Origin of the sequence: Pedobacter foliorum, assembly GCF_013266735.1 — a bacterium.
Classification (GTDB): Bacteria; Bacteroidota; Bacteroidia; order Sphingobacteriales; family Sphingobacteriaceae; genus Pedobacter; species Pedobacter foliorum.
In genome coordinates this window covers 106,597-133,315 of sequence record NZ_JABSNU010000014.1, presented here as the reverse complement: position 1 = coordinate 133,315, position 26,719 = coordinate 106,597, and the positions used below count along the sequence as shown (strand labels likewise).

General features: G+C 35.3%; 24 protein-coding genes. 10 read left to right on the top strand and 14 right to left on the bottom strand.

Features of this window, described 5'->3' with window-relative positions; translation table 11 throughout:
• Positions 1-193 precede the first annotated feature (193 nt).
• On the bottom strand, positions 194-1,621 hold the full coding sequence (locus tag HQN83_RS21495; RefSeq protein ID WP_173093218.1) for a Gfo/Idh/MocA family protein: 1,428 nt from the start codon (positions 1,619-1,621) through the stop codon (positions 194-196).
• 150 nt (positions 1,622-1,771) lie between these two features.
• Entirely contained in the window at positions 1,772-3,532 is a 1,761-nt protein-coding gene (locus HQN83_RS21490; protein ID WP_173093216.1) for an SGNH/GDSL hydrolase family protein, read from the bottom strand.
• Between the two features lie 105 nt (positions 3,533-3,637).
• Here HQN83_RS21490 and HQN83_RS21485 point away from each other — a divergent pair, with 105 nt between their 5' ends.
• Positions 3,638-5,641, top strand: a complete 2,004-nt coding sequence (locus HQN83_RS21485; RefSeq protein WP_173093214.1) for a DUF3857 domain-containing protein — start codon at positions 3,638-3,640, stop codon at positions 5,639-5,641.
• A gap of 2 nt (positions 5,642-5,643) precedes the next feature.
• Positions 5,644-7,539: a DUF3857 domain-containing protein gene (locus tag HQN83_RS21480; protein WP_217277446.1), complete on the top strand. Its 1,896-nt coding sequence runs from the start codon at positions 5,644-5,646 to the stop codon at positions 7,537-7,539.
• A 171-nt stretch (positions 7,540-7,710) separates the two neighbouring features.
• On the opposite strand, the gene HQN83_RS21475 is transcribed toward HQN83_RS21480, so the two are convergent.
• On the bottom strand, positions 7,711-8,985 hold the full coding sequence (locus HQN83_RS21475; RefSeq protein ID WP_173093210.1) for a M16 family metallopeptidase: 1,275 nt from the start codon (positions 8,983-8,985) through the stop codon (positions 7,711-7,713).
• Complete coding sequence (locus tag HQN83_RS21470; RefSeq protein ID WP_173093208.1) at positions 8,978-10,222, bottom strand: M16 family metallopeptidase; 1,245 nt, start codon at positions 10,220-10,222, stop codon at positions 8,978-8,980. The genes HQN83_RS21475 and HQN83_RS21470 overlap by 8 nt, the downstream gene beginning before the upstream one ends.
• A gap of 114 nt (positions 10,223-10,336) precedes the next feature.
• Between HQN83_RS21470 and mqnC the strand changes: the two genes are divergently transcribed.
• Positions 10,337-11,461 carry a cyclic dehypoxanthinyl futalosine synthase gene (gene mqnC, locus HQN83_RS21465; protein ID WP_173093206.1) on the top strand — a complete coding sequence of 375 codons (1,125 nt, stop codon included), beginning with the start codon at positions 10,337-10,339 and terminating at the stop codon, positions 11,459-11,461.
• 70 nt (positions 11,462-11,531) lie between these two features.
• Here mqnC and HQN83_RS21460 read toward each other — a convergent pair whose 3' ends face one another.
• On the bottom strand, positions 11,532-12,368 hold the full coding sequence (locus HQN83_RS21460) for a ferritin-like domain-containing protein (RefSeq protein ID WP_173093204.1): 837 nt from the start codon (positions 12,366-12,368) through the stop codon (positions 11,532-11,534).
• An 18-nt stretch (positions 12,369-12,386) separates the two neighbouring features.
• Positions 12,387-13,106, bottom strand: coding sequence for a ferritin-like domain-containing protein (locus tag HQN83_RS21455; RefSeq protein ID WP_173093202.1), 720 nt, complete (start codon positions 13,104-13,106; stop codon positions 12,387-12,389).
• A gap of 190 nt (positions 13,107-13,296) precedes the next feature.
• Between HQN83_RS21455 and HQN83_RS21450 the strand changes: the two genes are divergently transcribed.
• From HQN83_RS21450 to HQN83_RS21435, 4 genes are all read left to right on the top strand, one after another.
• Positions 13,297-14,076 (top strand): LytR/AlgR family response regulator transcription factor, encoded by a 780-nt coding sequence (locus HQN83_RS21450; protein ID WP_173093200.1) that lies wholly within the window; start codon positions 13,297-13,299, stop codon positions 14,074-14,076.
• On the top strand, positions 14,066-17,017 hold the full coding sequence (locus HQN83_RS21445; protein ID WP_317172529.1) for a ligand-binding sensor domain-containing protein: 2,952 nt from the start codon (positions 14,066-14,068) through the stop codon (positions 17,015-17,017). The genes HQN83_RS21450 and HQN83_RS21445 overlap by 11 nt, the downstream gene beginning before the upstream one ends.
• A gap of 376 nt (positions 17,018-17,393) precedes the next feature.
• Positions 17,394-17,582, top strand: coding sequence for a hypothetical protein (locus tag HQN83_RS21440; protein WP_173093196.1), 189 nt, complete (start codon positions 17,394-17,396; stop codon positions 17,580-17,582).
• 69 nt (positions 17,583-17,651) lie between these two features.
• Positions 17,652-18,773 (top strand): GNAT family N-acetyltransferase, encoded by a 1,122-nt coding sequence (locus tag HQN83_RS21435; RefSeq protein ID WP_173093194.1) that lies wholly within the window; start codon positions 17,652-17,654, stop codon positions 18,771-18,773.
• 4 nt (positions 18,774-18,777) lie between these two features.
• On the opposite strand, the gene HQN83_RS21430 is transcribed toward HQN83_RS21435, so the two are convergent.
• The 8 genes from HQN83_RS21430 to mce all read right to left on the bottom strand — a co-directional run bounded on the left by HQN83_RS21430 (position 18,778) and on the right by mce (position 24,449).
• On the bottom strand, positions 18,778-19,107 hold the full coding sequence (locus tag HQN83_RS21430; protein WP_173093192.1) for a helix-turn-helix domain-containing protein: 330 nt from the start codon (positions 19,105-19,107) through the stop codon (positions 18,778-18,780).
• A 37-nt stretch (positions 19,108-19,144) separates the two neighbouring features.
• Positions 19,145-20,503 (bottom strand): UDP-N-acetylmuramate--L-alanine ligase, encoded by a 1,359-nt coding sequence (locus tag HQN83_RS21425; protein WP_173093190.1) that lies wholly within the window; start codon positions 20,501-20,503, stop codon positions 19,145-19,147.
• Between the two features lie 31 nt (positions 20,504-20,534).
• Complete coding sequence (prmA, locus tag HQN83_RS21420) at positions 20,535-21,374, bottom strand: 50S ribosomal protein L11 methyltransferase (protein WP_173093188.1); 840 nt, start codon at positions 21,372-21,374, stop codon at positions 20,535-20,537.
• Positions 21,374-22,135, bottom strand: coding sequence for a triose-phosphate isomerase (tpiA, locus tag HQN83_RS21415; RefSeq protein WP_173093186.1), 762 nt, complete (start codon positions 22,133-22,135; stop codon positions 21,374-21,376). The genes prmA and tpiA overlap by 1 nt, the downstream gene beginning before the upstream one ends.
• 50 nt (positions 22,136-22,185) lie before the next feature.
• Positions 22,186-23,355: a putative sugar nucleotidyl transferase gene (locus HQN83_RS21410; protein WP_173093184.1), complete on the bottom strand. Its 1,170-nt coding sequence runs from the start codon at positions 23,353-23,355 to the stop codon at positions 22,186-22,188.
• Positions 23,356-23,427: 72 nt separating this feature from the next.
• Complete coding sequence (locus HQN83_RS21405; RefSeq protein ID WP_099437417.1) at positions 23,428-23,676, bottom strand: type B 50S ribosomal protein L31; 249 nt, start codon at positions 23,674-23,676, stop codon at positions 23,428-23,430.
• A gap of 84 nt (positions 23,677-23,760) precedes the next feature.
• The gene (locus HQN83_RS21400; RefSeq protein ID WP_246254562.1) at positions 23,761-24,066 is read right to left on the bottom strand and encodes a hypothetical protein; all 306 of its coding nucleotides are present in this window, start codon (positions 24,064-24,066) and stop codon (positions 23,761-23,763) included.
• Positions 24,048-24,449, bottom strand: a complete 402-nt coding sequence (gene mce, locus HQN83_RS21395; protein WP_173093182.1) for a methylmalonyl-CoA epimerase — start codon at positions 24,447-24,449, stop codon at positions 24,048-24,050. The genes HQN83_RS21400 and mce overlap by 19 nt, the downstream gene beginning before the upstream one ends.
• A gap of 125 nt (positions 24,450-24,574) precedes the next feature.
• On the opposite strand from mce, the gene HQN83_RS21390 reads away from it, so the two are divergent.
• The 3 genes from HQN83_RS21390 to HQN83_RS21380 all read left to right on the top strand — a co-directional run bounded on the left by HQN83_RS21390 (position 24,575) and on the right by HQN83_RS21380 (position 26,695).
• Positions 24,575-25,786 carry an IscS subfamily cysteine desulfurase gene (locus HQN83_RS21390; protein WP_173093180.1) on the top strand — a complete coding sequence of 404 codons (1,212 nt, stop codon included), beginning with the start codon at positions 24,575-24,577 and terminating at the stop codon, positions 25,784-25,786.
• Between the two features lie 61 nt (positions 25,787-25,847).
• Positions 25,848-26,261, top strand: a complete 414-nt coding sequence (gene iscU, locus HQN83_RS21385) for a Fe-S cluster assembly scaffold IscU (RefSeq protein ID WP_108205963.1) — start codon at positions 25,848-25,850, stop codon at positions 26,259-26,261.
• Between the two features lie 107 nt (positions 26,262-26,368).
• Positions 26,369-26,695, top strand: coding sequence for a HesB/IscA family protein (locus tag HQN83_RS21380; protein WP_173093178.1), 327 nt, complete (start codon positions 26,369-26,371; stop codon positions 26,693-26,695).
• Positions 26,696-26,719 lie beyond the last annotated feature (24 nt).

Here is a 26,719-nt window from a genome sequence, read left to right as displayed (position 1 = left end):
TTGCCCACTGAAGTCCAGGCTTTTGCCTAAAGTTACATTTCCCATGGCTGTTTTTATAATAAATTTACACGTTGAAATTTGCTACTTCAAACATATAAACTGAAATAAATTCAGGATGACGGGGAGAATAAAAAGGAAGGCCCTGTATCGTATGATACAGGGCCTTCCTTTTTATTAAAGAATATTATTAAGTCTATGATTTAACGCTTCTTACAGTAGTATTACCACCACCATCAAGCGTTAAGTTTACAGGTGTATTTTTAGTCCAAGCCCCTCTTGTAAAGTCTGGAATATCAACGCTATTAGATCTTTTAGATACCGATTTTTTACTTAACGGGATGATACAACTCCATGCAGCAGCATCATAAACATCCTGATCCAATGGCAGCCCATTACGTAAACAATCGATCAAACGCCAGTCCATGATAAAGTCCATACCGCCATGGCCACCAATCTTTTTACCTATCTCGCCAACATGCTTAATAATTGCAGGACTGTGAGTTTCGTACAATTTTTGCAATTCTGCGTCTTTCACCCACTCTTCTCCAATAGCAATATGTTCATCAGGATACTTACTAGCTGAAGCTTTTGTACCACTCAATACATGAAGTCTTGAATATGGTCTTGGTGTCGACACATCATGCTGTAGCATCATAGTTTTACCTTTAACCGTTCTAATGGTTGTCGTATTCATATTTCCGCGGTAGTTTTTACCTACAAATTGCTTATAGAAATCATCTTTTTGCGCTAACTTCTCTGCTTCTGCTGCCATCAGGAAATCGTTGGTAGATACAGAAACCAGGTAATCCATCCTATCCCCTCTGTTGATATTAAGACACTGAGCGATTGGCCCAAGTCCATGAGTAGGATATAAATTTCCATTGAAATTGATATTCTCCTTCAGTCTCCACATATCCTGATAGCCTGTTTTACTAAAGTTCAAGCTTAGCAAATCATGATTGTATGCACCTTCAGCATGAATTAATTCGCCAAACATGCCGTTACGTATCATATTTAAGGTTAGCATTTCAAAGAAATCGTAGCAGCAGTTTTCAAGCATCATGCAATGCTTACGTGTTCTTTCTGATGTTTCTACAAGTTTCCAGCAATCCTCAAGAGTAAGTGCGGCAGGAACCTCAGTTGCAGCATGTTTACCATGTTCCATTGCATAAACAGCCATCGGAGTATGATAATGCCAAGGAGTACAGATATAAACTAAATCAAGATCCTCTTTCTCAATCATTTCCTTCCAGCCATCTTCGCCAGAATATTCCTTTGCTTTAGGTAAACCTTTTTCGGTAAGGTATTTCTGAGCAGCTGTTGCTCTTGCTGGCAATTTATCGCAAAGCGCTTTAATTTCTACACCTTCTATATACGACAATCTTGAAACCGCACCCGGGCCTCTCATTCCAAGGCCAATGATTCCTACTCTTACTTTATCAATTTTCGGAGCAGCATATCCGCTCATATTGAATCGTTGGCTACTATTGCCTTGATTTAATGCAGTTAAAAGTTCCTGATCACTAGGAGCATTTTCATGGGCAAATGTTGGAAGCCCAATAGCTACAGCTCCGGAACCTATTGCCAGTTGTTGTAAAAATTTTCTACGGTTTGGTTTCATCTTGTGTTTAATAATGGTTAAGAATACGTTTTGACCTTAGGTCTAAATGTTTAGTACCACCAATATACACAGGTTATATGCAGTCTTGAAAAGTTTTTTTCACACAAACGGTTGCGTAAATTTCATTTTACACCCTTAATACGATGAAGCTTAGTTATTGGTAATCTGCTTATTAATAAAAGCTCCTAATTTTTCATAACCTTGAGCATTAGGATGTAATCCATCCGTAAATAATGTTTCATTTACCTTCTTTGTATTATTCAAAAAAAGATTCCCGGCATCTGCATATTTAACTTTTAAACTCTGTGCTACTTTAGCATATAGCAAGTTTAATTTAACTATACGCGGCTCCATTTCCTTACGGGGAAGTACACCCAGAACAAATATTTTTGCTTCGGGTTGCCTTGCTTTTATTCCTTGAATCAAAACCCTTAAGCCATCAGCTATCTCCTCATCAGAATTAAATTGCAAATTATTAGTACCAATCATCAACACGATTTGCTTTGCAGCAAACCCATCCAACTCTCGATGGTAAACGCGCCATAATACATTCTCTATCCTATCCCATCCAAATCCCATATTTATGGGGTTTTTATCCTTAAAGTATTTGTCCCAGGATTCTGTACCTCTGGCAGTATGTGCTAATGGTTCGCCTGCCCAAAAGTGAGTGATTGAATTCCCCATAAACACCAACTGCGGTGGATTGATTTTATTACGCATCAATACTTGATTATGTCTTTTTTCCCAATCGTACCCCGGTAGTTCACGATACTGTGTTATTGGTTTTGCTGTATTAACATTTCCTTCTGGCTGATTTAAGATCTTTTTAATGATCTTCTCGTAGGCATTTGCATAGTTCATCATACCCAGATCATTAGGGTGCACGCCATCAACCATACTCTCAATATCCTGACCTATTTCATTCTTAGAAAGCAGGTATATATTTTTTATGCCTTTTTCCTGTAGCTTTTTAAATGTTTCATTTAAAGCTAGGTTTGGTTTTTCGTATTCAGTCTTCCTTTTAGGGCTTATTAGCTCATCTGTATAACCATCATGCTCTGTTAACAAGATTGGAACACCCGGTCTTTTGTTTTGTAATTCAAGCACCGAGGTTTCAATTCTATTCATAAGATCCTCTTTAGATATTCCTGTAAGATTAGGCAGACAATCTAAAACGTATAATTTAGCATCAATTTCTGTCAACAAATCAATTAACTCCTTTTCCAATCTACCATTACCCGAAAACCCAAGATTAATTACTGGCTGATCTAACTTTCGTTGCAAGATGGAGGTCCAGGCTAAACCTGGTCTGGTTGCACAGGCACCTTGTGCTATTGAGGTTCCATAAACAACTATTGGTTTTTCCCTATGTAAGGGCATTGGCGCAAATGATTTTTCATTAGGCACATAAATCTCCAACCACTTTAAAGAATTACATAAGGGTAAATAAAGCGTATACTCCCGATCAGGGTCATTAGCTTCAGCTAAATTATTAAAACGATAGGTAATAGTATCGCCAAAGGAAAAAGAACCACTACTCCAAAGCCACTTACCGTCTCTATCTTTAGCATATAAATCTACTCCACTTACTCCTGTGGCAGGCATGTGGGACATTTGCAGACTACCTTTAACTGCATACTTTACAATAATTTGGTTTGAATTGGTGCGGAAACGTAAATTAACACCCGCATTATTTTTTGATAAGTTCCATACATCAGAACGCACTAAACCTTCGGCTTTTGCTGGTAACCGATCGTAATAATCTTTTACTTTTTTAGGCCAGCCTTGTCCCTCAAGAACAGTTAAAGTGTCGTTAGCAGGATTCCAAACTTTATATTTTGCTTTGTCTTGAGCAAAACTAAATTGAGTGAGTATTAAAAGAAGAGCTATGTAGGTTAGTTTGTGGTTCATGACGTAAATATATCTTACAAAAAGATTAATTGTAAAAAATATTATACTATTTATGCGCTTTTGTTTTCTGGATATACCTATTATTGCTAAATAAATTTCACTCTCATGGATACGATAAAATCGATTCTATTTGGCTTGCTTTTAGTAAGCACTCTATCTTCTTACGCGCAACAAAAAGAAGTAAAACCAAGAACATTTAAATACGGGAAAATTGAACTTAGTGAATTTGACACTAAAGTTAATGGTACTGACTCCGCGGCCTCTGCTATAGCATTATTTGATGTTGGCAAAGGATGGTTTGAATTTAGTGTAAAAACAGGTGAGTTCATTTACGTTTTCGAACGCCATATGAGATACAAAATCATCAACAAAACAGGTTATGATTATGCGAATCTCGAAATCCAATTGTATGGAAATAATGGTAATAAAGAGAATTTAGAGTATATGGATGGTGCTACCTATAATCTGGAAGCCGGTAAAACTGTTATCAGTAAACTGAATAAAGAATCAAAGTTTTCTGAAAAACAGGACAAAAACTTTACACTAAAAAAGTTTGCTCTTCCAAATGTGAAGGAAGGATCTATTGTTGAATTTAAATACAAAATCAAATCAGACTTTATATTTACGTTACGTTCATGGTATTTTCAAAAAGAAATACCAGTGCTGTACTCCTCGTACGAAATAAGAATTCCTGAATATTACAAGTACAAAATCACCGCCGGAGGATACTTATTTATAAATCCTCAAGAGGAAATGATTAATGAGACTTTTATGTCGGGAACAAATACACTAAATGCAAAATCCTTAAAATTACATTATCAGGTAGAGAATGTTCCTGGTTTAAAAACTGAGAACTTCATAACAACAATGAAGGATTATGTGAGCAGAGTTGGTTTTGAATTAAGTTCGATAACGGTGCCAGGTGCAGTTTATCGCGACGTTACTTCTACATGGCCCAAAATTGTAAAAAGATTAAAAGAAGACGAAAATTTTGGCTTGTTTGCAAATAGAAGAGGTTTTAGTAAAACATTACTGAAAGAAATTATAAAAACAAACACAGATAAGGACACCATTCTTTCACTGGTATTTAATTACGTAAAAAACAATATTAAATACAATAATGATGTTGAAAGATATACTTCAGAAACTAACCCTAAATCAATATTTGAAAAGAAAGCAGGTAACTCTGCCGATATAAATTTGTGTTTATTGACTTTGTTAACGGAAGCGAAGATTGATGCTTTTCCAGTTTTATTAAGCACAAGATCTCATGGTGCACATCCGGGTTTTCCAATGCTAACCGAATTTAATAACGTTATTGTTGTTGCACAGATAGGTGAAAAATCTATCCTCCTAGATGCCACTGACAAAAATCACACACCTAATATGATCGGTTTTGACAACCTGTGTCATGAAGGATTAAAAGTTAATTTCGCCGATGAAACGGCTGATTGGATTTCAATAGAGGATCCAACAATAAGTCGGAAAAGCGTTAATTATGTTTTAAATCTTGATGCAGAAAATAAGATTACAGGTAAAATGTATCTGGCAAGCACTAATTATGAAGCCTTAGATCGTCGGGAAAGTTATCTGTCTGCAACAAATGAAGCTGACTTTCTGAAAAGCTATAAAGATGGAAAACCTGGTTTCGGTATTAAAAATTACAAGATCGAAAACCTTACCAACATTAATGAATCTCTTATTGAAACTATGGATATCAGTATTGATGATAATGTAGAAGAAGCAGGAAATTTAATTTATTTCACCCCCCTTTTCTATGAAAGAACTAAAGAGAATCCCTTCAAATTAGAAGAAAGAAACTTTCCGGTTGACTTTGGGCATCCAACTGAAAAATCGATTAGGATTACTTTAGACTATCCTAAAGAATACCAGATAGACAAAGTTCCTAAAAATGAGAAAATCATTTTACCGGAAGAATCTGCAGCATTTACCTTCATGTTTGCCAATGAACCTGGAAAACTAGTGATCAGTAGTAAGATATCATTTAAGAAATCTTTATACACTCCTGAGGAATACCATCACCTTAAGGAGTTATTTAAAAATATTGTAAGAAAGCAGTCTGAACAAATTGTACTTAAAAAGAGCTAGTGATGAAAAGATTAGGGTTATTTATTATTGGCTTGCTTATGATTACAGAGGTAGGAGCTCAAGGAATATATGATGTAAGCAAAATTTCTCCTGATTTACTCAAGGATGCTTCAATGGTTGTTAGGAACGAAAGCGTTACGTATGAAGTAAAAGACCCTGGAAATGCGGTGTATGATTATAAAACTGCAGTAACTTTACTTAATAAGAATGCAGAAAGTTCATCAGAAATGCATGAGTTTTATGATAAATTCTCTAGCATTCACAACTTAAAAGCAACCTTATACGATGGTAAGGGCAATAAAGTTAAAGAGTATAAAAGCTCAGATTTTAAAGATAGAAGTGCTGTTTCTAGCGGAACACTTTACGACGACAGCAGGGTTAAATTTTTAGATTTTCTATACACCAGTTTCCCATACACCATAGAGTACAGTTATAGTGTTGACTATAGTGGAATTCGCTTTTATCCCTCATGGAGACCGGTAAGTTCATGGGGCATGTCAGTAGAAAAATCAGAATATACTTTTAAAATACCTGAAACGATGACTTTTAAATATCTGAAAAACCCAGGACTTAAAACTGATTCTTTAAAGGTAAAAGATAAAATGCAATACAAGTGGAGCTGCGAGAATGTAAAAGCTCTTGAATACGAACCAATGAGTGCCGGTATATCAAATATAAGTCCATGGGTAACTTTAGCTCCCAATCAACTCGAATATGATAATTCTAAAGCAAATATCGAAAATTGGACCAATTTAGGAGCTTGGATTTATGGGTTAAGTAGTGGAGGACAGGTATTACCAGATGCTGTTAAATTGAAAGTTCAAAGTCTTATTAAAGGAGTAGGAACTCAAAAAGATAAAATCAAAATCCTTTATAATTACTTGCAATCTAACACGAGGTATGTTGGCGTACAATTAGGTATTGGTGGATATAAACCTATTTCGGCTGAGAAAGTAGCTGCTGTAAATTACGGTGATTGCAAGGCTCTATCCAATTACATGAAAGCCTTATTACAAGAAGCAGGCATAAAATCTAATCTTGTAGTAATAGGCAATGATATGCCCTCCCTGAATAAGAAATTTGCTAGTCTGAATCAGGCAAACCATATGATTCTTTGTGTACCTCAAGAAAAAGACACCACATGGTTGGAATGCACTAGCCAATTTGTACCACCAGGATATATTGGCAACGACAATTCGGACAGAACAGTTTTACTGATTACAGAATCAGGAGGCAAATTAGCCCAGACTCCTTATTATAGTCCTGCCAATAATTATCAGAAACGCATAACAAAAGTAAACCTCGATGAAGAAGGTTCTGCAGTGATTAGTATTGAAACCCAATATGGCTATGCTCAATATGAAGACAATCTAGGAATGACATTACTTGAACCTGTGGAACAGCGAAAAAAATTGATGAATTCGCTTAGTATACCAAATATGCAGATCAGCACTTTCAACTTTAATCAACCAAATAAAGAGGCGGCTGTACTTAATGAGAAAATTGATTTAAAAGCTTCTCAGATTTTGACTAAAGGTGGAGATAAATTGTTTGTTATGTTAAATCTGATCAATCGACAGGAGAATGTAATTACGCCTATTGAGAATCGAAAAACCTACTTCAATGTAAAGTATGGCTATTCTGATGAAGATGAGATTGTCTATAATATCCCAAAAGGTTATAAAGTTGAATTTATGCCGAAGGATATTGTGATTGAATCTGAATTTGGCAGGTATACGGCTAAAGTAGTTCAGAAAGACAATAGCCTTGTTTACAGTCGCACAAAAATGATTAACAACAAGAAATATCCACCGGAGAAATACAATGATTACGTTGCATTTTCTAAAAAGATATATCAGGCAGATAAGCAAAAAGGGATTTTTGCTAAAATCGAATAACGGTATCCAAAAAGTTTTAATTTGCTATTTAATCGATCGTCATCCTGAATTTATTTCAGGATCTCGCACTAGCAGGGTTTTCTTTCTGTTGCGAGGTCCTGAAATAAATTCAGGATAGCGAGAAGCATAATCAAACAATAAGTTAAACCTTTTTGGACACCACCAATTTCTTTATTTCTTACCTACAACAACTTTTGTGAAGTTTTCTGTATTTAAGTATTTACCCGCAAGATCTTTCAAATCCTGCGAAGTAATTGTTTTTACAGTTGTAATGTAGTTCTCGTAGTAGTTGTGATCCAATCCTGAGAAATAAACATTCTTGAACTTATCAGCATGTGAGAATGCATTTTCTAAACTACCAAGCATAGAGCCTAACATATAATTACGTACAAGATCCAATTCCTGATCTGATACCAATTCTGTTTTTAACAGGTTGATTTCCTTCTCTATTTCGATAAGTGCATTACCACATACCTCTGCTCCTACTTCAGTTGCAATAAAGAAATAACCGGCATCTCTTAAAGAAACAACTGCCGAGCCTATTCCATAAGTATAACCCTTATCCTCACGGATATTGGCCATTAACCTTGATCCGAAATAGCCACCTAGCAAACAGTTTAATACCTGAAAACCTGGGAAATCAGGATGATTTCTGCTAATGCTCAATGCACCCATCCTTATAGCAGACTGGATAGCTTCTTGTCTTTCGATCAAAAGCTCGCCTTTAGGACTCGCCTCAAAAGTAAGCTTATTAACTACCGAAGCTTCAGTATTATCCCATTGGTTTCCAAAAACACTATTTAATATAGCGAACTCAGCTTCTTCGAACTTTCCGGCAGCTATAACTGTACAGTTCTCTGGCTTATAAGCTGCTTTAAAATAATTGAGAAGATCTTCTCTTTTTAATGCATCATAATCTTCTGCATCAATATTTGACCCATAAGGTGTATCTCCAAAAATCGAGTTTGCAAACTGTCTTCTGGCAAGGAAATCATTCTTTTGAAGATTTACTTGTAGCGATTGTTTCTGATTTTGAACAAAAATAGCCAACTCCTGCTCAGGGAAAATGCTTTCATTTAAGATTGATCTTAAAATAGGCAATACTGATTGCAGGTGTTTATTGAGTGTATATAGTTTAACGCTCGATTGATCTGCACCATATTCAGTTTGTAAAAATGCACCGTAGTAATCTACCTTATCTGCAATTTCTTTTGCACTAAGTTTAGCTGTACCATTGTTAATCAAGTGACTAACACCCACTGCCTGCAATGGTTTTGATGCGTCCCAGTTTACATTTTCAAATATAAATTCTATTCTTACAAGTTCTTGTTTACCTGCATTGATGGTAAAAACAGGTATACCATTGTCAAGATGTTGCGCTAAAGGCTCTAAAAATTTGATCTCATTAACCTGTAATGATTCAGGGGCTAGTGTACGATTAAGCATCTTTGGCGTTTAAATAATATAAGGTGGAACATTGCTCTTTTACAAAGGTATTTTTAGCTGCTTGTAGGATACGTTCAGGTGTAACGGCTAAATACTTATCTATTTCTGTGTTTAGTCCGGCGGCATCACCCAACAATTCATAATAGGCAAGATTCATCGCCTTATCTAATAAACTCATCTCTGCAAATACCATGATAGATTCAGATTTGTTTTTCACTTTAGTGATCTCGTCTTCTGTAACTTCCTGATGGGTAAGTTTTGTTAGTTCAGCCCATATTGCAGCCTCAGCAGCTTCAATGGTTACACCCTGTACAAGTTTTCCTTCAACTACAAATAATCCTTCATCTATGCTACTGGTAACATAGGCATGTATATCACTAAATAATTGCTGTTCTTTTAACAAACTGTTGTATAACCTAGACGATTGTCCTTGAGAAAGGATATCAGACATCAGATCGAAACTTTGATACTCAGAATCCTGTCTGGCCGGCATTTTAAAAGCCATATAAATGGCATTCAAAGGCACATCAGCTTTAACAGTCTCGGTATGCGCTTCTGTTTGCAATGGTTCCTGAGGAAGATTCCTCTCGTATTTATCACCTGCTGGAATTGGTGCGAACCATTTCTCTGCAAGCGCTTTAACATCTTCAGTTTTAACATTACCACCTACAACCATAATGGCATTTTGTGGGTTATAATGCTTTTTGAAAAACGCTTTAACGTCTTCCATTTTCGCATCTTCAATCTGCTTTAAGTCCTGACCGATAGTTGCCCATTGATAAGGATGTTTTTTGTAAGCTAATGGTCTAAGTTTTAACCAAACATCGCCATATGGTTGATTCAGATAACGTTGTTTAAACTCTTCACAAACTACGTTACGCTGTGTTTCAAGACTTTTTTCTGAAAAGGCAAGACTTAGCATCCTATCACTTTCCAACCAAAAAGCGGTTTCCAGATTTACAGCCGGAAGTGTAATATAATAGTTAGTAATATCATTGCTGGTAAAGGCATTATTCTCTCCCCCTACTCTTTGCAAAGGCTCATCGTAACTAGGAATATTTACTGATCCACCAAACATAAGGTGCTCAAATAAATGCGCAAATCCAGTCCTATCTTGCTCCTCATCACGTGCGCCAACATCGTATAGGATATTTAATACCGCCATTGGCGTAGTATCATCTTCGTGCACAAGCACGCGAAGTCCGTTAGGTAATGTAAAACGATTAAAGTCTACCATAGATTAAAAATAATTCAGGCAAACTTAGATAAAACTGTGTTAGCATTTATGACCGCGTTGAAAATATTGCATAGGATTGAAAATAAAAGCGTCAATTTTATCTAAGTTTGTGCTATGAATACTGCCGAATTACTCCAAAGGGCTTTACAGTTCGACTTTTTAACAAAAGAAGAGGGTGTTTTTTTATATAATAATGCAGCTACCGCTGAGCTGGCTTATGTTGCCAATGAATTAAGGAAGAAGCAAGTACCAAGTGGTAAAGTTACCTGGCAGATAGACAGAAATGTTAATACCACCAACGTATGTATTGCTAACTGCAAATTCTGTAATTTTTTTAGAAGACCAGGACATGATGAAAGCTACATCACGGATATAGAAACTTATAAAGTAAAAATTGAAGAAACTTTTAGGTTAGGTGGAGATCAATTGTTACTACAAGGCGGTCACCATCCTGATTTAGGTTTGAAATTTTATGCAGATCTGTTTAAGCAATTAAAAGAATTATATCCTGATTTAAAATTACATGCCTTAGGCCCACCTGAGATTGCACATGTTGCAAAACTTGAGGGTATTTCTCATACTGAAGTTTTAAAAGCACTTAAAGAGGCTGGGATGGATTCATTACCGGGTGCAGGAGCAGAAATATTAAATGATAGGGTAAGGAGATTAATTTCAAAAGGAAAATGTGGTGGACAGGAATGGTTGGATGTAATGCGTGCAGCTCATCAGCTTGACATTACGACTTCTGCAACAATGATGTTCGGCCATGTTGAAACCATTGAAGAACGATTTGAGCACTTAGTATGGATAAGAGAGGTTCAAAGTGAAAAACCGGCAAATGCAAAAGGATTTTTAGCATTTATTCCTTGGCCTTTTCAAGATGACGGCACTTTATTAAAACGATTAAGAGGTATTAGTAATAATGTTTCAGGTGATGAATATATAAGAATGCTTGCTTTAAGTAGAATCATGTTACCAAATGTTAAAAACATACAGGCATCTTGGTTAACTGTAGGAAAAAGCGTCGCTGAACTATGTTTACATGCAGGTGCCAACGATTTTGGTTCTATTATGATCGAAGAAAATGTAGTCTCGGCAGCTGGTGCTCCGCATCGCTTTACTGCCAAAGGTATACAAGATGCGATTAGAGAAGCAGGTTTTGAGCCTCAGTTACGCGGCCAACAATATAACTACCGTGATTTGCCTGAGCATTTAGAAGAGCAGGTAATCAATTATTAAGATTTTATGATGAATAAAAAAAGGAAGAGGACTATTGTCCCCTTCCCCATCTTAAACTTAAACAACCCTTTTATTTTATAAACAATCCTGCAATAGCCAAAACAGCTTCCTTAGTTAAAGGCTCATCAAATGATTCAACTGCGGCGGCTTTAGTAACTCCTGTTGCAATGCCGGTTATTAGAATAGTGGCCTGCTTTTCGGTATCTTCACCTGCATAAACAGGATTAACGGCTGCAATACCAGTGTCATTCGCAACGCCACCTGCACCAAGACTGATCCATGGTTTAATCATAGCTCCTCTTGCAGCACGCATCGTACGTATATGAGCAGCATGGCGTGCTTCAACAGAGTGAATTTGTAATGCTACAGTTAACACACCAGGCGAACTCATTAATTCCGTAGCTCGTCCTTTATAGGCTCTTACACCAGTATCCTCGAATGCCTGAGCTACAGCTAAAAATGTATCGTAGTTAGTGTATACATCAGCAAAGGTTCCACCCGCAGTAAAATCAAAATCTGTATAAGCTTTAGCTGGTATTGCAGCTCCACCCAAAGCACCTCTCAGTAAAGCCACGTGTGCTTTTTCATGATCACGAATGGTTTTAATCGCGCCTAGTGGCAACCCAGCCGGAATTAATCCAGGAGCAGCTTCAACTCCATGGTTATAAAAATGGAATTCCAAATACTCTAATGTTAAAGCATAATTTAAAACATCAGTAACTGTAGCTGGAGTACTTTGTCCATAAGCTTTTGTAAACATAGAACCTAAGGCTAATGGCATTGCTGCCAAAGCTACTTTTTTTCCCATGTTATAAAAATCCTTCATTGCAGATCTTCTCGGGTTTAATCTCTCATAGATCTCACCGTCTACTTTTTCAATTTCTTCTAATATATTTACGATATTCATGTTTTCTAAAGTTTAAGGTTAAGCCAGGTTAGTTACGTTAATTTTAGTTTTGATGTATTTCCCTGCAGCAGCTAAAACATCTTTAGGCGACAAAGCTTTATCTAAACCACTATCATCAACTTGCGGACTGGAAGCGAAAGATCCAGGTGAAATTAAATCACGAATATAGGCTGCGTGACGTGCCTCAACTGAAACAATTTTACCCGCCAAAACTAAATAATCAGGAGTTGTAAGGAGTTTACCTGCGCCATTATAAGCACCAACACCTAAATCTTCAAAAGCCATTGCAGCTCCTAAAACACTTGAAGCTGATGTAAAATCTATAGATTCAAAATTAACTTCCAAACTACCTATAGCAGCGGTACCTAAAGCTTTTTTGAAAAACTCTCTGTGTGCAATTTCATGAAATTGAATATCCTGAAAATATGTTTTTTGCTCTGGAGTAAAACCTGATGGTAGATTTGATGCTACCTTGATATAAAAAGCAGCTTCCAGTTGTTCTAAAGCATAAGCATAATTCAAAACTCCGAAATCGTCTTTAAAGTCGAGGGTAACTCCACCCGGAACCATAGGCCCGTCATTATTCTTGTCTTTTTTACAGCCTGCAGCTACCAATGCTACAGCTGCTGCACCTGCTCCTGCAAATTGCAGAAAAGAACGGCGTTGCAATGGGGCTGTGAAAACACTCCTCTCTACTGGCAGCAATTCTTGCTTTTCTTGTTCTTGTAAATTTTTCATAATTTTTTAGTTTAAGTTTTAAAGATCATGAAGCATGCAGGGCAGGTTTCGAAGATCTGTTAAGCCTGGTTGTTTAATGTTGTATAATGGCACTTACGAAAGAAAAATGTGTTCGGTTTTCGGTGTTTGAAAGAAATATTCTTCAATCGTTCATTTTTTTAATAAATTCACCATATAAAAATCTATTACTGTGCTGAATGCTATTATTGTAGACGATGAAGAGTTTGCTCGTTCCTCCTTATATTTCTTATTGCAGGAAAACTGCGAGAATATCCATATTTCTGGTATAGCCAAGTCCGTTTCGGAGGCCCGGAACCTACTTGCTCATCATACTATTGACTTAATTTTTCTTGATATTGCAATGCCTGGAGAGAATGGATTTGATTTGATTCCTCAAATACAATCCACTAGTACGCATGTTATTTTTACTACTGCTTATGATCAATATGCATTAAAAGCGATTAAAGCCAATGCTCTTGATTACCTACTTAAACCAATAGATATTGATGAGCTTAAGGAAGCTGTTAATAAAGCATCAAAATATATTGCCTTAAGTAAAACGGAGAGTAATCGTAATGAAGGTCTCCAAAATCTAGCTGTAAATCTTTCTGAACGAAACGAGATACGTAAAATTAGCTTGCCTAATGGGCAGGGATATAGCTTGGTAAGTATTGATGATATAGTTCATATTGAAGCTGACAGCAATTATTCTGTTTTCCATCTGGCTAACAAGGATAAAATAACTGTATCTAAGGTTTTAAAAGAATATGAAGAGATACTTCCCGATAATCAGTTCATAAGGGTTCATAAATCGAGTATAGTGAACCTTAATTACCTTAGAGAATACAATTCGAAAAATGGATTGGAACTCATATTAAAAACTGGTGATAAAATTGCGGTTTCCAGAAGACGTGCAAGTGATTTTATGGAAAAAATTAAATCGTATACTAACTTTGATAGTGATAAATAAGATAAGAAATTGGACAATCTCCCTTAGTACACTAATTGTTTTATTAATTCTTAGCTTATCTGCCTATTCTCAAAGTACATACCTTCAGCATTTCGGTACAAAAGACGGTCTTCCGAGTAATAGTTGTTTTTATACACTTCAAGATTCCAAGGGTTATATATGGGTGGCCACAGACGCTGGCGTAAGCAGATTTGACGGAAAAGTGTTCGAAAATTTCTCAGTTGATGACGGCCTTCCTGATAATCAGATTCTACAAATTAAAGAGGATAAAAGTGGTAAAATATGGTTCCTGGCATTAAACGGACAATTAAGCTACTTTTTAAACGGAAAGTTCTATAACGAAACAAACAATAAACTGCTTAAACAGCTAAGATTTAACGCCGTTATTGTTTCCTTTTTTGAAGATAGCAAAGGCAAAATCTGGTTTGGTACCAACAAAAATGTTCTGGTAACGTGGGATGGGAAATCTATTATGAAGTACATCTCTGCCAATGGCAACAGGCAGTTCATTAATAGCTTTGTACACGAAGATAGGTCTGGAAAAATATGGATTTATAGCAACAGATCTGTTAGAACTTTTGATGGTTCAAAATTTATGGTAGTGCCTCACAAATCTTTATTACTGAATTATAAATCAGGATTAAATCTTTCAGATAAAACATTCGCTTTTCTGGATCAAAACGGACTGAACCTTCAAAATGGGACAGCCAAGCATTTGCAATTAAAAATTGATCCTGCTTTACTAAATAATGATCCAGGTTTCTTTTATTTAGATGAAAACAAAGATATATGGGTTAGCAATGCTTCAGGAATATATTTTATTGATCATTCCGGCAAAATGACTACCTACCTCAGCAATATATCCTCAAGCCAGGTTATAAAGGATTCGAAAGGTAATATGTGGTTTACTACTAATAATGGGATTTATATGCTTCCAAAAAGTGATGAACGGCTTTACATAATAAATCAATCTAACGGATTAAGCAGCGACGTTATAAAAAGTGTAATTAAAGATAACCGAAATCATTTCTGGTTAGGATTAGATGAAGCCGACATTAACATTCTTGATCCTGTTAATCTTTCGATCAGTAAAATCTCACTACCGGATAAAAAGAAGTACAATGTTATTAAGCAACTGACACTAGATACAGCCAACCAGACTATTTATTTTGCTTCGGAATATGGGCTAGGCCGAATAGCAAACATTTACGGTAGTAATAAAAAAATAGACTACTTAAGGGAAGCTACCAACTCAATGTTTGTAATTAAAAGTTTTAGCGTTGCAAAAGACAAAAGTTTATCCCTTGCTCTATCATCTGGTGTAGTTATTCTACCATATTCTGTCGGCAAGTTTGAATTTAGCTCATTGTATTTTAAAGAAGGTACCGATTTTTTTAACAACAGGGCTTATTGTGTGTTTTTTGATAAGAATCAGAACCTTTGGTTTTCTAATATAAATGGATTATCAGAGTTTTCTAATGGTTCTTTATATAGTTACTATGAAAGAAGCAGCCTTCTAACCAGACGAATTAATGATATAAAAGAGTTAAATGACGGCACCTTAGTACTTGCTACCGATGGATATGGAATTATTTTTATAAAAAATAGAAAAGTAATAAAGGTTATAACTCAAAGAGACGGGCTTGCAGACAATATTTGTAAAAAGCTATTTGTTAAGGATAATGATGTATGGATAATTACTAATAATGGTATTAACAAGGTTTCACTATACAATCAAAAAACGCTTGTAGAAACATTTGAATATACTAATGCACTGCTTAAGGATGATGTTAACTCATTATACATTGATAATAATTATGCATACTTCGCCACCAATAGTGGTTTAGTATATTTTACCATTAACAAAGCTCAAACAATTAATGATCCTCCCAAGGTATTAATCTCATCAATAATAAATAATAAAATAAAGCTAGGATTAAATGAAACGAATCATACGTTAGATCCATCTGATAATAATATTTCATTTTATTATAGTGCCATTGATTTTCAAAATAGAAACATTGTTTACCGCTATCGTTTAAAATCTAACGCCAATTGGACTGAAACAAAGAACAGAAGGCTAGAGTTTTCTTCGCTGGAACCTGGTGATTATGTATTTGAAATAAGTGCAAAAACGAATAATAGTGACTGGAGTAGCCCTACCAGGATCCGCTTTATCTTAAAAAGTCATTTCTGGCAAACACCGTGGTTTCTTGCGTTGACTTTTGTATTAGCAGGTTTTGTATTTTATAAGGTAGCTGTTTTTGTAACTAAAAGGAGAAAAAACAAGGAGCAGGAACAACTACTGCTAAAAAATAAAATCCTGATGCTTGAGCAAAGGGCTTTACAGGCAATGATGAACCCACACTTTGTATTTAATGTTATGAACTCTATACAGCATTACATAAATACAAAAGATACAACATCGGCAAATAAAATATTAACCGGCTTTGCCCGACTCATCAGAAAGAACCTTGAAATTTGTACTAAGAGTTTTATATCTCTTGAAGAAGAAATCGAGTATCTGGAATTATACTTAAGCCTGGAAAAGAAAAGATTTGGTGGTAAATTAAACTACTCCATTACACTTAATAAGGCTATAGATAAAGAAGAAACTTTAATTCCTTCTATGCTTCTTCAACCTTATATAGAAAATGCTATATGGCACGGGATAATGCCCAAGGAAGAAGGTGGCAACATTGATATACATATAAGTTTAGTAGGTACCGAATATTTACTGATACAAATTATTGATGACGGTATTGGAATTGATAATTCGCTTAGAGATAAAAAGGGACACCATGTAAGCAAAGGCATGGATTTAACCAGAGAGCGTATCAACCTACTAAATCGTGTTGAAGTAAATCCTATACAAATGGAGATAAAACAAAACGGTAATTCGGGCACATTTGTCTCAATTTCTATCCCATTAAAGTGGTAAAATACCGTTTACTCAATTTTTTATACCACTCACTAATTAAAAATTAATCGTTTCAAAATTTGCCTTAAACTTGTTATAGATATTAAAACAAACAGAGTTTGTAAAAAGCGTTCTTATAGAATTGATCAAAGATATTTTACCTAACCTAAAACTATATCTCAATTCAGGTTTCATTTGTGTGTTAAAAAATGGTAAAGTTCATAGCTTTACCATTTTTTTTTGATCTATTTTTTTTAAAAAAAATTCGTTGCGGAATTTCAAATTATCTTACTTTTGAAATACAGAAAATCTTAAAAAACATCGTTCTTTTGATTTAAAAAGATTTTTTGTAAATTTAACTCATAAATAAAAACCTTAGGGAATTATATTTTTTGTAATGAAAACTCCAAAGAAACCAATTAAGAAAAGTCCACTAGTTGATCCAGAAGCTGAGATGGAAGATTCGCAAGACGAAATTAGTACTAAGAAAAAGTATGACGATGATGACGACGATTTTGACTTGCCATTAGATGATCTTGATACTTTTGATAGTTTTGGTTCTGATGACGACGATGACGACTACTAGTAACTAAAAATATAATAGTTTATGAGCATCCCTTTGGGATGCTTTTTATTTTATTCCCAATCATCAAGCATGACAATTATACCTGTATCTGATAAACAAACCAGTAAAGATTTTTTAGAAGTTGCCCGATTTATTTATAAAGATGATAAAAATTGGATTTGTCCATTAGACCAGGATATAAATACAATATTTAACCCTGATAAAAACCCCTTCTTTAAGCATGGTAAGTGCAACAGATGGTTATTAAGAGATAACAGTGGACAAACAATAGGAAGGGTTGCTGCATTTATAAATGAGAAAAAAGCTTTTCAATATGACCAACCTACCGGTGGGATGGGATTTTTTGAATGTATTAATGATAAAAAAGCTGCTTTTAAATTATTTGACACTGCAAAATTGTGGCTTGAAGAGAATGGTATGAAAGCTATGGATGGCCCAATAAATTTTGGCGAAAACGATTCATTCTGGGGGCTATTGGTAGAGGGCTTTACTCCACCTTCATTTGGAATGAATTACAACCACCCCTACTATCATGATTTTTTCACTGAATACGGATTCAAAACTGAATATGAACAAATAACCAATCATCTTGCAGTAAGAAATCCATTTCCTGAGCGCTTCACAAAGATTGCAAACTGGGTTGCTAATAAACCAGGATATACATTTGAGCATTTTTCGAAAAAGAATGCTGAAAAATATGTTAACGACTTAATGGAAATCTACAATGATGGATGGGAAGACTTTGACAATTTTGTACCAATCAAAAAAGAAACGTTGCAGGAGAGCTTCAAAATGATGGAAGCAATAATGGATGAAAAACTAATTTGGTTTGCTTACATAAACGGTGAACCTGCTTCCTTTGTAGTTATTATACCTGATGCTAACCAAATGATTAAAGGCTTTAATGGAAAGCTTGGCTTAATTGAAAAGCTAAAGTTTGTGTACAAACGCTGGGTTGGTGTTAATAGAATGCGTGCTATTGTAATGGGTACAAAAAAATCCTTTCAAAAGCATGGATTAGAATCGGCACTTTTTATAAAATTAAAGGAGTATGTTTTACCACTTGATCAGTACGATGAACTTGAACTATCCTGGGTAGGTGATTTTAATGATAAGATGCTATCAATTCATCAAGCTACAGGTGCCACTTTTGGGAAGCGACACCTGACTATGCGCAAAATTTTCTCTTAACTACTTATTTCTCGCGAATTTCTTCGTAAAGGTCAATCACCTTCTTTTGAAGTTTAATGATCTCCTCTTCTCTTTGAGAAAGCTTGTCTCTTAAGCTATTGATTTCTTCGAAATTGATAGACTGAGGATTTTCACCCTCTTTTGAAATGATATCCATAGTAGAAACTTCGAACAGATTAGCTATTTGCGCCAACCTCGATATGTTTATATCAGTAATTCCAGTTTCGATTTTTGAAAATGCAGGGATGGAAATATTTAGACGTTTTGCTACTTCACCTTGACTCCAGCCATTTTTTTGGCGCAGCTGTCTAATGTTTTTACCAATGATATTCATGTTTAAAATTTAGGTGTACTATTGTTGTTTGTTCTAATTAAGATATCGTATTCAACTCACGTGCCAATTTCGTAAGATCAAGTCCACCAAAATTTCCAGAACTCATTAACAACAAGTTAGTACGGTAAAAATTTATACTTTGTAAGTAACTTTCCAATAGACTGAAGTCATTGAAAAACTGCAAATTATCATCGTTAAACGCTATTTGTACCTCAGACTTAGTAAATGGTTGCATTTTCTTATGCTCAAATGTTTTTTCATCAATGTAAACAATTGCAACATCTGCGTTACTCATTGTGTCTGCATATTGAGCAAGAAAATCCTTATTCAGACTGCTAAACGTATGCAACTCTATACAGGCAACTAATTTTCGTGTAGTAAACTGAGTTTTTACAGCTTCGATGGTAGCCTTTAACTTTGATGGAGAATGAGCAAAATCTTTATAAACATTAGTTTCATTTGAACTATTCAAAAGTTCTAATCTTTTTGCCGCTCCTGTAAAAGAAGCAATTGCTTTATTAAACTCTTCTGAAGAAATGTTTAGCTGTTTACACACAAGCTTCGCAGCATTAAGATTCATCAAATTATGATCACCAAATACCTTAAGCGCCGTTTCATCTGGCAACAAATAAGTTATTCCGTTTCTTACTTCATGCTCCGGAATACCATAACCTATTTTTTCAACCGGGGCTTTGGACTGCTCAACAATTGTCTTAAGGTCTTGATCCTCGTTACAGAAAATCAACTTTCCTTCAGGTTGAATTGTATCTATAAACAGTTCAAACTGTTTAGTGTAATCCTGATAAGTAGGAAATACATTAATATGATCCCAGGCGATCCCACTAATCACAGCGATATTCGCTTTATACAAATGAAATTTCGGTCTGCGATCAATTGGCGAAGCTAGGTATTCATCCCCTTCAATAACAATTAAGGGGGCAGCGTCTGTAACCTTAACCATTGTATCAAATCCAGCTAATTGGGCACCAACCAGATAATCGAAATCTTTTTTGTAATAGTTCAGCACATGCAATATCATAGATGTAATGGTTGTTTTACCATGACTACCACCTATTACTACACGAAGTTTATCCTTAGTTTGCTCATAGATATACTCTGGATAAGAATATATCTTTAAGCCTAAGCTCTGCGCTTTTAACAACTCCGGATTATCCACGAGTGCATGCATACCCAAAATAACAGCATCCAGATCTTCTGTGATGTTACCTTCATTCCAACCCATAGATTTGGGCAATATCCCATGCTTTTCTAATCTACTACTCGATGGTTCAAAAATGACATCATCGGAGCCTGTAACCTGATAGCCTTTTTTATGTAAAGCAATGGCAAGATTGTGCATGGCACTGCCACCTATAGCGATAAAATGTATACGCATAATTTTATATTCTGAAATTTCTAAGGTTCAATTAACCCTTTATAAAATGAGCAGCCACCCATTCACCAATCTTTTTATGGCTCACATAATTAATACCAAACTCTTTACAAGCTTCGGTTATCATTTCAAGATCAGGAGATTCATAAAAACCACTAAAGAAAATGCTGCCATTTCCCTTAAGCACCTCAGCATATCTTGAAATCTGGTCTAGAAGAATATTCCTGTTTATGTTTGCAAGAATAATATCGAAAACGGTGTCAGGAATAACCTCTTTACCACCACAAAATGCAGTGATGTTTGTAATATTATTTAGTAATGAGTTTTCTAATGTGCTCTCATAGCAAACGTCATCATTATCAATTGCTGTTAGCATTTTAGCTTCTCTTTTAGAAGCTAAAATGGCTAATATTCCTGTTCCACAACCCATATCCAATACCACTTTATCCTTAACATCAGTAGATAAAATATATTGCATCATCATTGTTGTGGTCTGGTGATGACCAGTACCAAAGGCCATCTTTGGATCAATCACTATCTCATATTTATACTGAGGTTGTGGTTGATGAAAAGTAGCTCTTACATAACACTGATCGTCAATGATTAATGGTTCAAAATTCTTTTCCCATTCCTCATTCCAGTTTTCAGCTGCAATCTCCGTTACATTATAGGTGTACTCAAGTTCACCATCTAACTGAGTCATCACTTCTTTTAGAGCCTGCTCATTAAAATGATCAAGATCCACAAAAGCATCGAATCCTTCTGATGTATCCTCAAATGTATTGTATCCAATATTTGCTAATTCATCGATCAGTAAATCTTTCTGATAATCCTGAACTTCGGTGAAGCTGAAAGTAACTTGTATATATTGCATTAAGAATTGAATGTTTTTACGATGTCAACAAAATCTCTTGATTTTAAAGATGCGCCACCAATTAAACCACCATCAATGTCATTTTGAGCAAAGAGTTCAGCAGCATTTTTAGGGTTACAGCTACCTCCGTAAAGTATAGTTGTATTCTCAGCAATTGCATTGTCGTATTTAGCAGCAATTTCCTTACGGATAAAAGCATGAACTTCCTGAGCCTGATCAGATGATGCAGTTAAGCCAGTTCCTATAGCCCAAACAGGCTCATAAGCGATAACAACTTTAGAAAAGTCAGCAGCGCTTAATCCAAAAACTCCATTTTCCAATTGAGTTTTCAAAACTTCAAAATAGGTACCGTTATTTCTTTCTTCTAGTGTTTCGCCAATACAGAAAATAGGAGTTAAATCATTTTGAAGAACAGCAATTGTTTTTTGTGCTAATAATTCATCACTTTCAGCAAAATACTGACGTCTTTCTGAGTGACCTACGATTACGTATCCACAACCAACAGATTTTATCATTTTAGCAGAGATCTCACCAGTGTAAGCACCACTTTCTTTTTCATGGCAATTTTCAGCACCAATTCCTACTACATCACCACCAAGTTGTGCTAAACTATTTAAATGAATATATGGAGCACAGATAACAGCTAACTGATCTCCTTTTTTTTCATCTCTAACCATGTTAACAATTTCTGAAAATAATGATATGCCTTCAGCATAATCCAAATTCATTTTCCAATTTCCTGCTACTATTTTTTTTCTCATAATCTAATCTATTGTGGTCTGTTTAAGGTTTATTATATATACAGGCCTAATTAAAAACGTCTATGGATCTTTGTATCTTCAAAAACCCGGGTTAAAATATCTTTTTCTATTGTACTAAATTCTAAATTTCTACGCTCGTAAACCTTAGTGGCAGTTTCAAACATTTTATTTAGGCTATATACTTCAAATCCCTGGGCTCCACCCCAGGAAAAATCAGGTATAAAGTTACGTGGAAAACCTGGGCCAAATATATTGGCACTTACACCGGCAACTGTACCTGTATTAAACATGGTATTAATACCACATTTAGCATGATCGGCCATAATTAAACCGCAAAACTGTAACCCTGTTTTACGAAAACTTTCTGCGGCATAATCCCACAGCCTTACCTCTGCATAATTATTTTTAAGGTTCGAGTTATTACTATCAGCGCCAATATTGCACCATTGGCCCATCACTGCATTTCCTAAATAACCTTCGTGACCTTTTGATGAATAACCCCAAATTACGGCATTATTAATTTCACCACCTACCCTACTGTAAGGACCGATAGTTGTTTGACCGTAAATCTTTGCGCCCATTTTTATCTGAGAGTCATTGCATAATGCAAAAGAACCTCTTATATGACATCCTTCCCATACCTGCGAATTCCTTCCAATATAAATGGGGCCATTCAGACTATTAAATGATGAACATTCAGCCACAGCTCCTTCTTCAGCAAAAAAATTATCCCCAATAAAAGTATTGGTTGAACTTAATTTTGCGGAGGTCTTTCCTTTTGTAAGCAAAGCAAAGTCCTTTTTAAGCTCAGTATCATTGAACTTAAAGATATCTTCAGGAACCACTATTCTGATAAAATCCCCCGAATACTCAATAGGCTTCAGTTTATCATACGTATCAAAAGAGTCACCTTTATTTATTTTATAGGCAATTACAAGATCTTGTTGTTTCAGACACTCACCTTGTTTAAGGTAGGAAATAGCGTTTACCAATTCTTCATCTGGACAAACAGAGCCATTGATGAATAGTTCGGCATCAGATAGTAAGGGATATTTTGCTGCCAGATAAGCTATTGTTAAAAATCCGGATTCGGCACCTAAATACTTTTCCCATTTTTGAGCAATAGTTAAAATCCCTATACGAAGATCTGCAACCGGCCGTGTGAAAGATAGTGGTCGTAACGACTGCCACGCACTATCATCAAATAAATTGATTATCATAAGCCACAAAAATAAAAAAAGTCCCGAAGCAACAGCACCGGGACTTTAAAATAATTTTTTATTTTGGTATAATTACTTTTTAGCGTAACGAGTTTTGAATTTATCGATACGACCAGCAGTATCAACCAATTTCATTTTACCAGTATAAAAAGGGTGAGAAGTATGAGAAATCTCTAATTTATATAGAGGATATTCGTTACCATCTTCCCATTGAATAGTCTCTTTAGTATCTACACAAGATTTTGTTAAAAAAGAATACTCGTTAGACATATCTTTAAATACTACAAATCTATAGTTTGATGGATGCAGATCTTTTTTCATATTGTTATATACTTATTTGTCGCTTATTTTTAAGGATGCAAATATCGTGATTTTATTTCTTAGAAACAAATAAGTGTAAAAAAATTATCTACTATACTTTTTCCACGTTTCAATTTTCTGCTTTTGTCTGGCTATATAAGCGTCTGCAATTACCTCTGCAGAGGGTAATTCAGAGTTACTTATCAACAATGATTTTAGCTTAGCTTCATCAACATCGGTTCTGTATAATATATTCATCATTTTAGAAATATCATTATCAAGCAAATATGCAAAAGCTTCAATTAAACGTTCTCTCATTAAGGCTTCAGTAGTAATATTATCTATATCAAAATCTTTATTGATAATATTACTCAGTGATGTTAACTCATCCATTATCGTACTTCCTGACATAATTCAATCAAAACCCCATTAGTCCCTTTTGGGTGCACAAAGCACACTAATTTATTATCTGCACCTAACTTTGGCTGTTCATTCAGCAAAATGAACCCCTCTAATCTTAATCTTTTCATTTCTTCTTCAATATCATCAACATCAAATGCAATATGATGTATTCCCTCACCTTTCCTTTCAAGGAATTTTCCAATTGGGCTATCTTCAGAAATTGCAGCAAGCAATTCAATCTTATTTTCTCCTGTTTTAAAGAAAGCCGTACTTACCCCTTCTGAGGGAACTTCTTCCTTTTTATAACATGAGGTACCCAGCAATTTCTCATACAAACTACACGATACATCGAGATCTTTTACAGCTATCCCAATGTGCTCTATCTTCTTCATAAACGAATTAATACGTTAAACAAATGTAAAAATGCAAGTTTTAACTATACCGTCATAGGTATTAATTATAATTGTTGGCAATCTTTTTTCGTATCTTTGTCTATTAATAAGAATAAACAAAAACGATGGAACTTCCTATTTACTTAGATAATAATGCTACTACCCCTCTAGATCCTAGGGTTTTAGAAGCAATGCTACCTTATTTTACAAACAAATTTGGTAACGCTGCCAGCCGCAATCACGCCTTTGGATGGGTTGCTGAAGAAGCTGTTGATTACTCACGTGAGCAAGTAGCAAAATTAATTGGCTGTACAGAAAAAGAGATCATATTTACTTCAGGCGCTACAGAAGCAGACAACCTGGGTATAAAAGGTGTTTTTGAAATGTATCAGGATAAAGGTAACCACATTATCACTGCTACTACAGAACACAAAGCAGTTTTAGATACTTGCAAACACCTTGAAAAAGCAGGCGCAAAAGTTACTTATCTAAAAGTTAAAGAAGATGGTCTTATCGATCTTCAGGAATTAGAAGCTGCAATGACGGATCAAACTATTCTTGTAACCATTATGTATGGAAACAATGAGATAGGTGTTGTTCAGCCAATCAAAGAAATATCTGCAATTGCCCATAAACATGGTGCTTTATTCATGACAGATGCTACACAGGCAGTTGGTAAAATCCCAGTTGATGTAAATGCTGATGGTATTGATCTTATGGCATTTTCTGCTCATAAAATGTATGGCCCTAAAGGTGTAGGTGTACTTTATGTACGTCGTAAAAACCCAAGAGTTAAGGTAACAGCACAAATGGACGGTGGTGGTCATGAGCGTGGTATGCGTTCAGGAACATTAAACGTACCTGGTATTGTTGGCTTAGGTAAAGCTTGTGAACTTTGTCGTTTAGAAATGGATAGCGAAGCAAAACGCTTATCTGGCTTAAGAGACAAACTTGAATCGGCTCTTTCTCAAATGGAAGAAAGCTATGTAAATGGAAATGTAGAGCACCGTTTGCCTCATGTTGCCAATATCTCATTCAAATATGTTGAAGGAGAAGGTTTAATGATGGCAATGAAAGATCTTGCTGTATCATCAGGTTCTGCATGTACTTCAGCTTCTTTAGAACCTTCATACGTTTTAAAAAGCCTTGGATTGTCAGATGATCTTGCACACTCTTCTATCCGTTTCGGATTAGGTCGTTTTACTACCGAAGAAGAAATTGATTACGCAATTGAAAACACTAAAAAAGCAGTTAATCACCTTAGAGATCTTTCTCCACTTTGGGAAATGTTTAAAGAAGGTATTGACTTAAGTAAAATTGAGTGGGCTGAACACTAATAGCTCCTTAATTCATATAATATAAATTGTCTCTGTTGACAGAGATTTAAAGTAAAATAAAATGGCATATTCAGAAAAAGTAATGGAACATTATACCAACCCTAGAAATGTTGGTACTTTAAATAAAGATAGTAAATCAGTTGGAACAGGCCTGGTTGGCGCACCTGAGTGTGGCGACGTTATGCGTTTACAAATTGAAGTTGATGAGAACAACGTAATCACAGATGCTAAATTCAAAACATTTGGATGTGGATCTGCAATTGCATCATCTTCTTTAGCAACTGAATGGTTAAAAGGTAAAACTGTTGACGAGGCATTAACTATCGACAATATGGATATTGTTGAAGAATTGGCTTTACCTCCAGTTAAAATTCACTGTTCAGTATTAGCTGAGGACGCTATTAAATCAGCAATTAATGATTACCGAGTTAAAAACGGCTTGGAACCATTTGAATTAGCTAAATCTCATCACTAATTCGAGTATTTAGTATCTAGCACTTAATATTTAGACGAATTGCTATAAGCATTATATCTAAATATTAAGTACTAAATACTACCTACTAAACATTAACTACTACTAAAATGATCACGATAACAGATAAAGCAAAGAGTAAAATTGATCACCTGATGCAAGAGTCGCAGATGGACAGCACCTATTTCTTGCGCGTTTCAGTTAAAGGTGGTGGCTGTTCAGGATTATCATACAATTTAGATTTTGATAATGAAGAACAAAAGGGAGATCAGTTTTTCGAAGACAGAGGTATCAGAATAGCTCTGGATATGAAATCCTTTTTATATCTGGCAGGCACTGAACTTGATTTTTCTGATGGCTTAAATGGAAAGGGCTTTAATTTCCACAATCCAAATGCCAGCCGTTCCTGCGGTTGTGGAGAGAGTTTTTCTGTTTAACGTACATTTCACTATATTTGTAGA

What these genes read in the sequence shown, in the direction of transcription:
- HQN83_RS21380 (WP_173093178.1), top strand. Translation starts at nt 26,369, where the DNA reads ATGATCACGATAACAGATAAAGCAAAGAGTAAAATTGATCACCTGATG.
- HQN83_RS21430 (WP_173093192.1), bottom strand. Translation starts at nt 19,107, where the DNA reads ATGAATATCATTGGTAAAAACATTAGACAGCTGCGCCAAAAAAATGGC.
- mqnC (WP_173093206.1), top strand. Translation starts at nt 10,337, where the DNA reads ATGAATACTGCCGAATTACTCCAAAGGGCTTTACAGTTCGACTTTTTA.
- mce (WP_173093182.1), bottom strand. Translation starts at nt 24,449, where the DNA reads ATGAAGAAGATAGAGCACATTGGGATAGCTGTAAAAGATCTCGATGTA.
- HQN83_RS21475 (WP_173093210.1), bottom strand. Translation starts at nt 8,985, where the DNA reads ATGCTTAATCGTACACTAGCCCCTGAATCATTACAGGTTAATGAGATC.
- HQN83_RS21440 (WP_173093196.1), top strand. Translation starts at nt 17,394, where the DNA reads ATGAAAACTCCAAAGAAACCAATTAAGAAAAGTCCACTAGTTGATCCA.
- HQN83_RS21435 (WP_173093194.1), top strand. Translation starts at nt 17,652, where the DNA reads ATGACAATTATACCTGTATCTGATAAACAAACCAGTAAAGATTTTTTA.
- HQN83_RS21410 (WP_173093184.1), bottom strand. Translation starts at nt 23,355, where the DNA reads ATGATAATCAATTTATTTGATGATAGTGCGTGGCAGTCGTTACGACCA.
- HQN83_RS21405 (WP_099437417.1), bottom strand. Translation starts at nt 23,676, where the DNA reads ATGAAAAAAGATCTGCATCCATCAAACTATAGATTTGTAGTATTTAAA.
- HQN83_RS21425 (WP_173093190.1), bottom strand. Translation starts at nt 20,503, where the DNA reads ATGCGTATACATTTTATCGCTATAGGTGGCAGTGCCATGCACAATCTT.
- iscU (WP_108205963.1), top strand. Translation starts at nt 25,848, where the DNA reads ATGGCATATTCAGAAAAAGTAATGGAACATTATACCAACCCTAGAAAT.
- HQN83_RS21470 (WP_173093208.1), bottom strand. Translation starts at nt 10,222, where the DNA reads ATGGTAGACTTTAATCGTTTTACATTACCTAACGGACTTCGCGTGCTT.
- prmA (WP_173093188.1), bottom strand. Translation starts at nt 21,374, where the DNA reads ATGCAATATATACAAGTTACTTTCAGCTTCACCGAAGTTCAGGATTAT.
- HQN83_RS21485 (WP_173093214.1), top strand. Translation starts at nt 3,638, where the DNA reads ATGGATACGATAAAATCGATTCTATTTGGCTTGCTTTTAGTAAGCACT.
- HQN83_RS21490 (WP_173093216.1), bottom strand. Translation starts at nt 3,532, where the DNA reads ATGAACCACAAACTAACCTACATAGCTCTTCTTTTAATACTCACTCAA.
- HQN83_RS21460 (WP_173093204.1), bottom strand. Translation starts at nt 12,368, where the DNA reads ATGAATATCGTAAATATATTAGAAGAAATTGAAAAAGTAGACGGTGAG.
- HQN83_RS21390 (WP_173093180.1), top strand. Translation starts at nt 24,575, where the DNA reads ATGGAACTTCCTATTTACTTAGATAATAATGCTACTACCCCTCTAGAT.
- HQN83_RS21495 (WP_173093218.1), bottom strand. Translation starts at nt 1,621, where the DNA reads ATGAAACCAAACCGTAGAAAATTTTTACAACAACTGGCAATAGGTTCC.
- HQN83_RS21455 (WP_173093202.1), bottom strand. Translation starts at nt 13,106, where the DNA reads ATGAAAAATTTACAAGAACAAGAAAAGCAAGAATTGCTGCCAGTAGAG.
- tpiA (WP_173093186.1), bottom strand. Translation starts at nt 22,135, where the DNA reads ATGAGAAAAAAAATAGTAGCAGGAAATTGGAAAATGAATTTGGATTAT.
- HQN83_RS21400 (WP_246254562.1), bottom strand. Translation starts at nt 24,066, where the DNA reads ATGTCAGGAAGTACGATAATGGATGAGTTAACATCACTGAGTAATATT.
- HQN83_RS21480 (WP_217277446.1), top strand. Translation starts at nt 5,644, where the DNA reads ATGAAAAGATTAGGGTTATTTATTATTGGCTTGCTTATGATTACAGAG.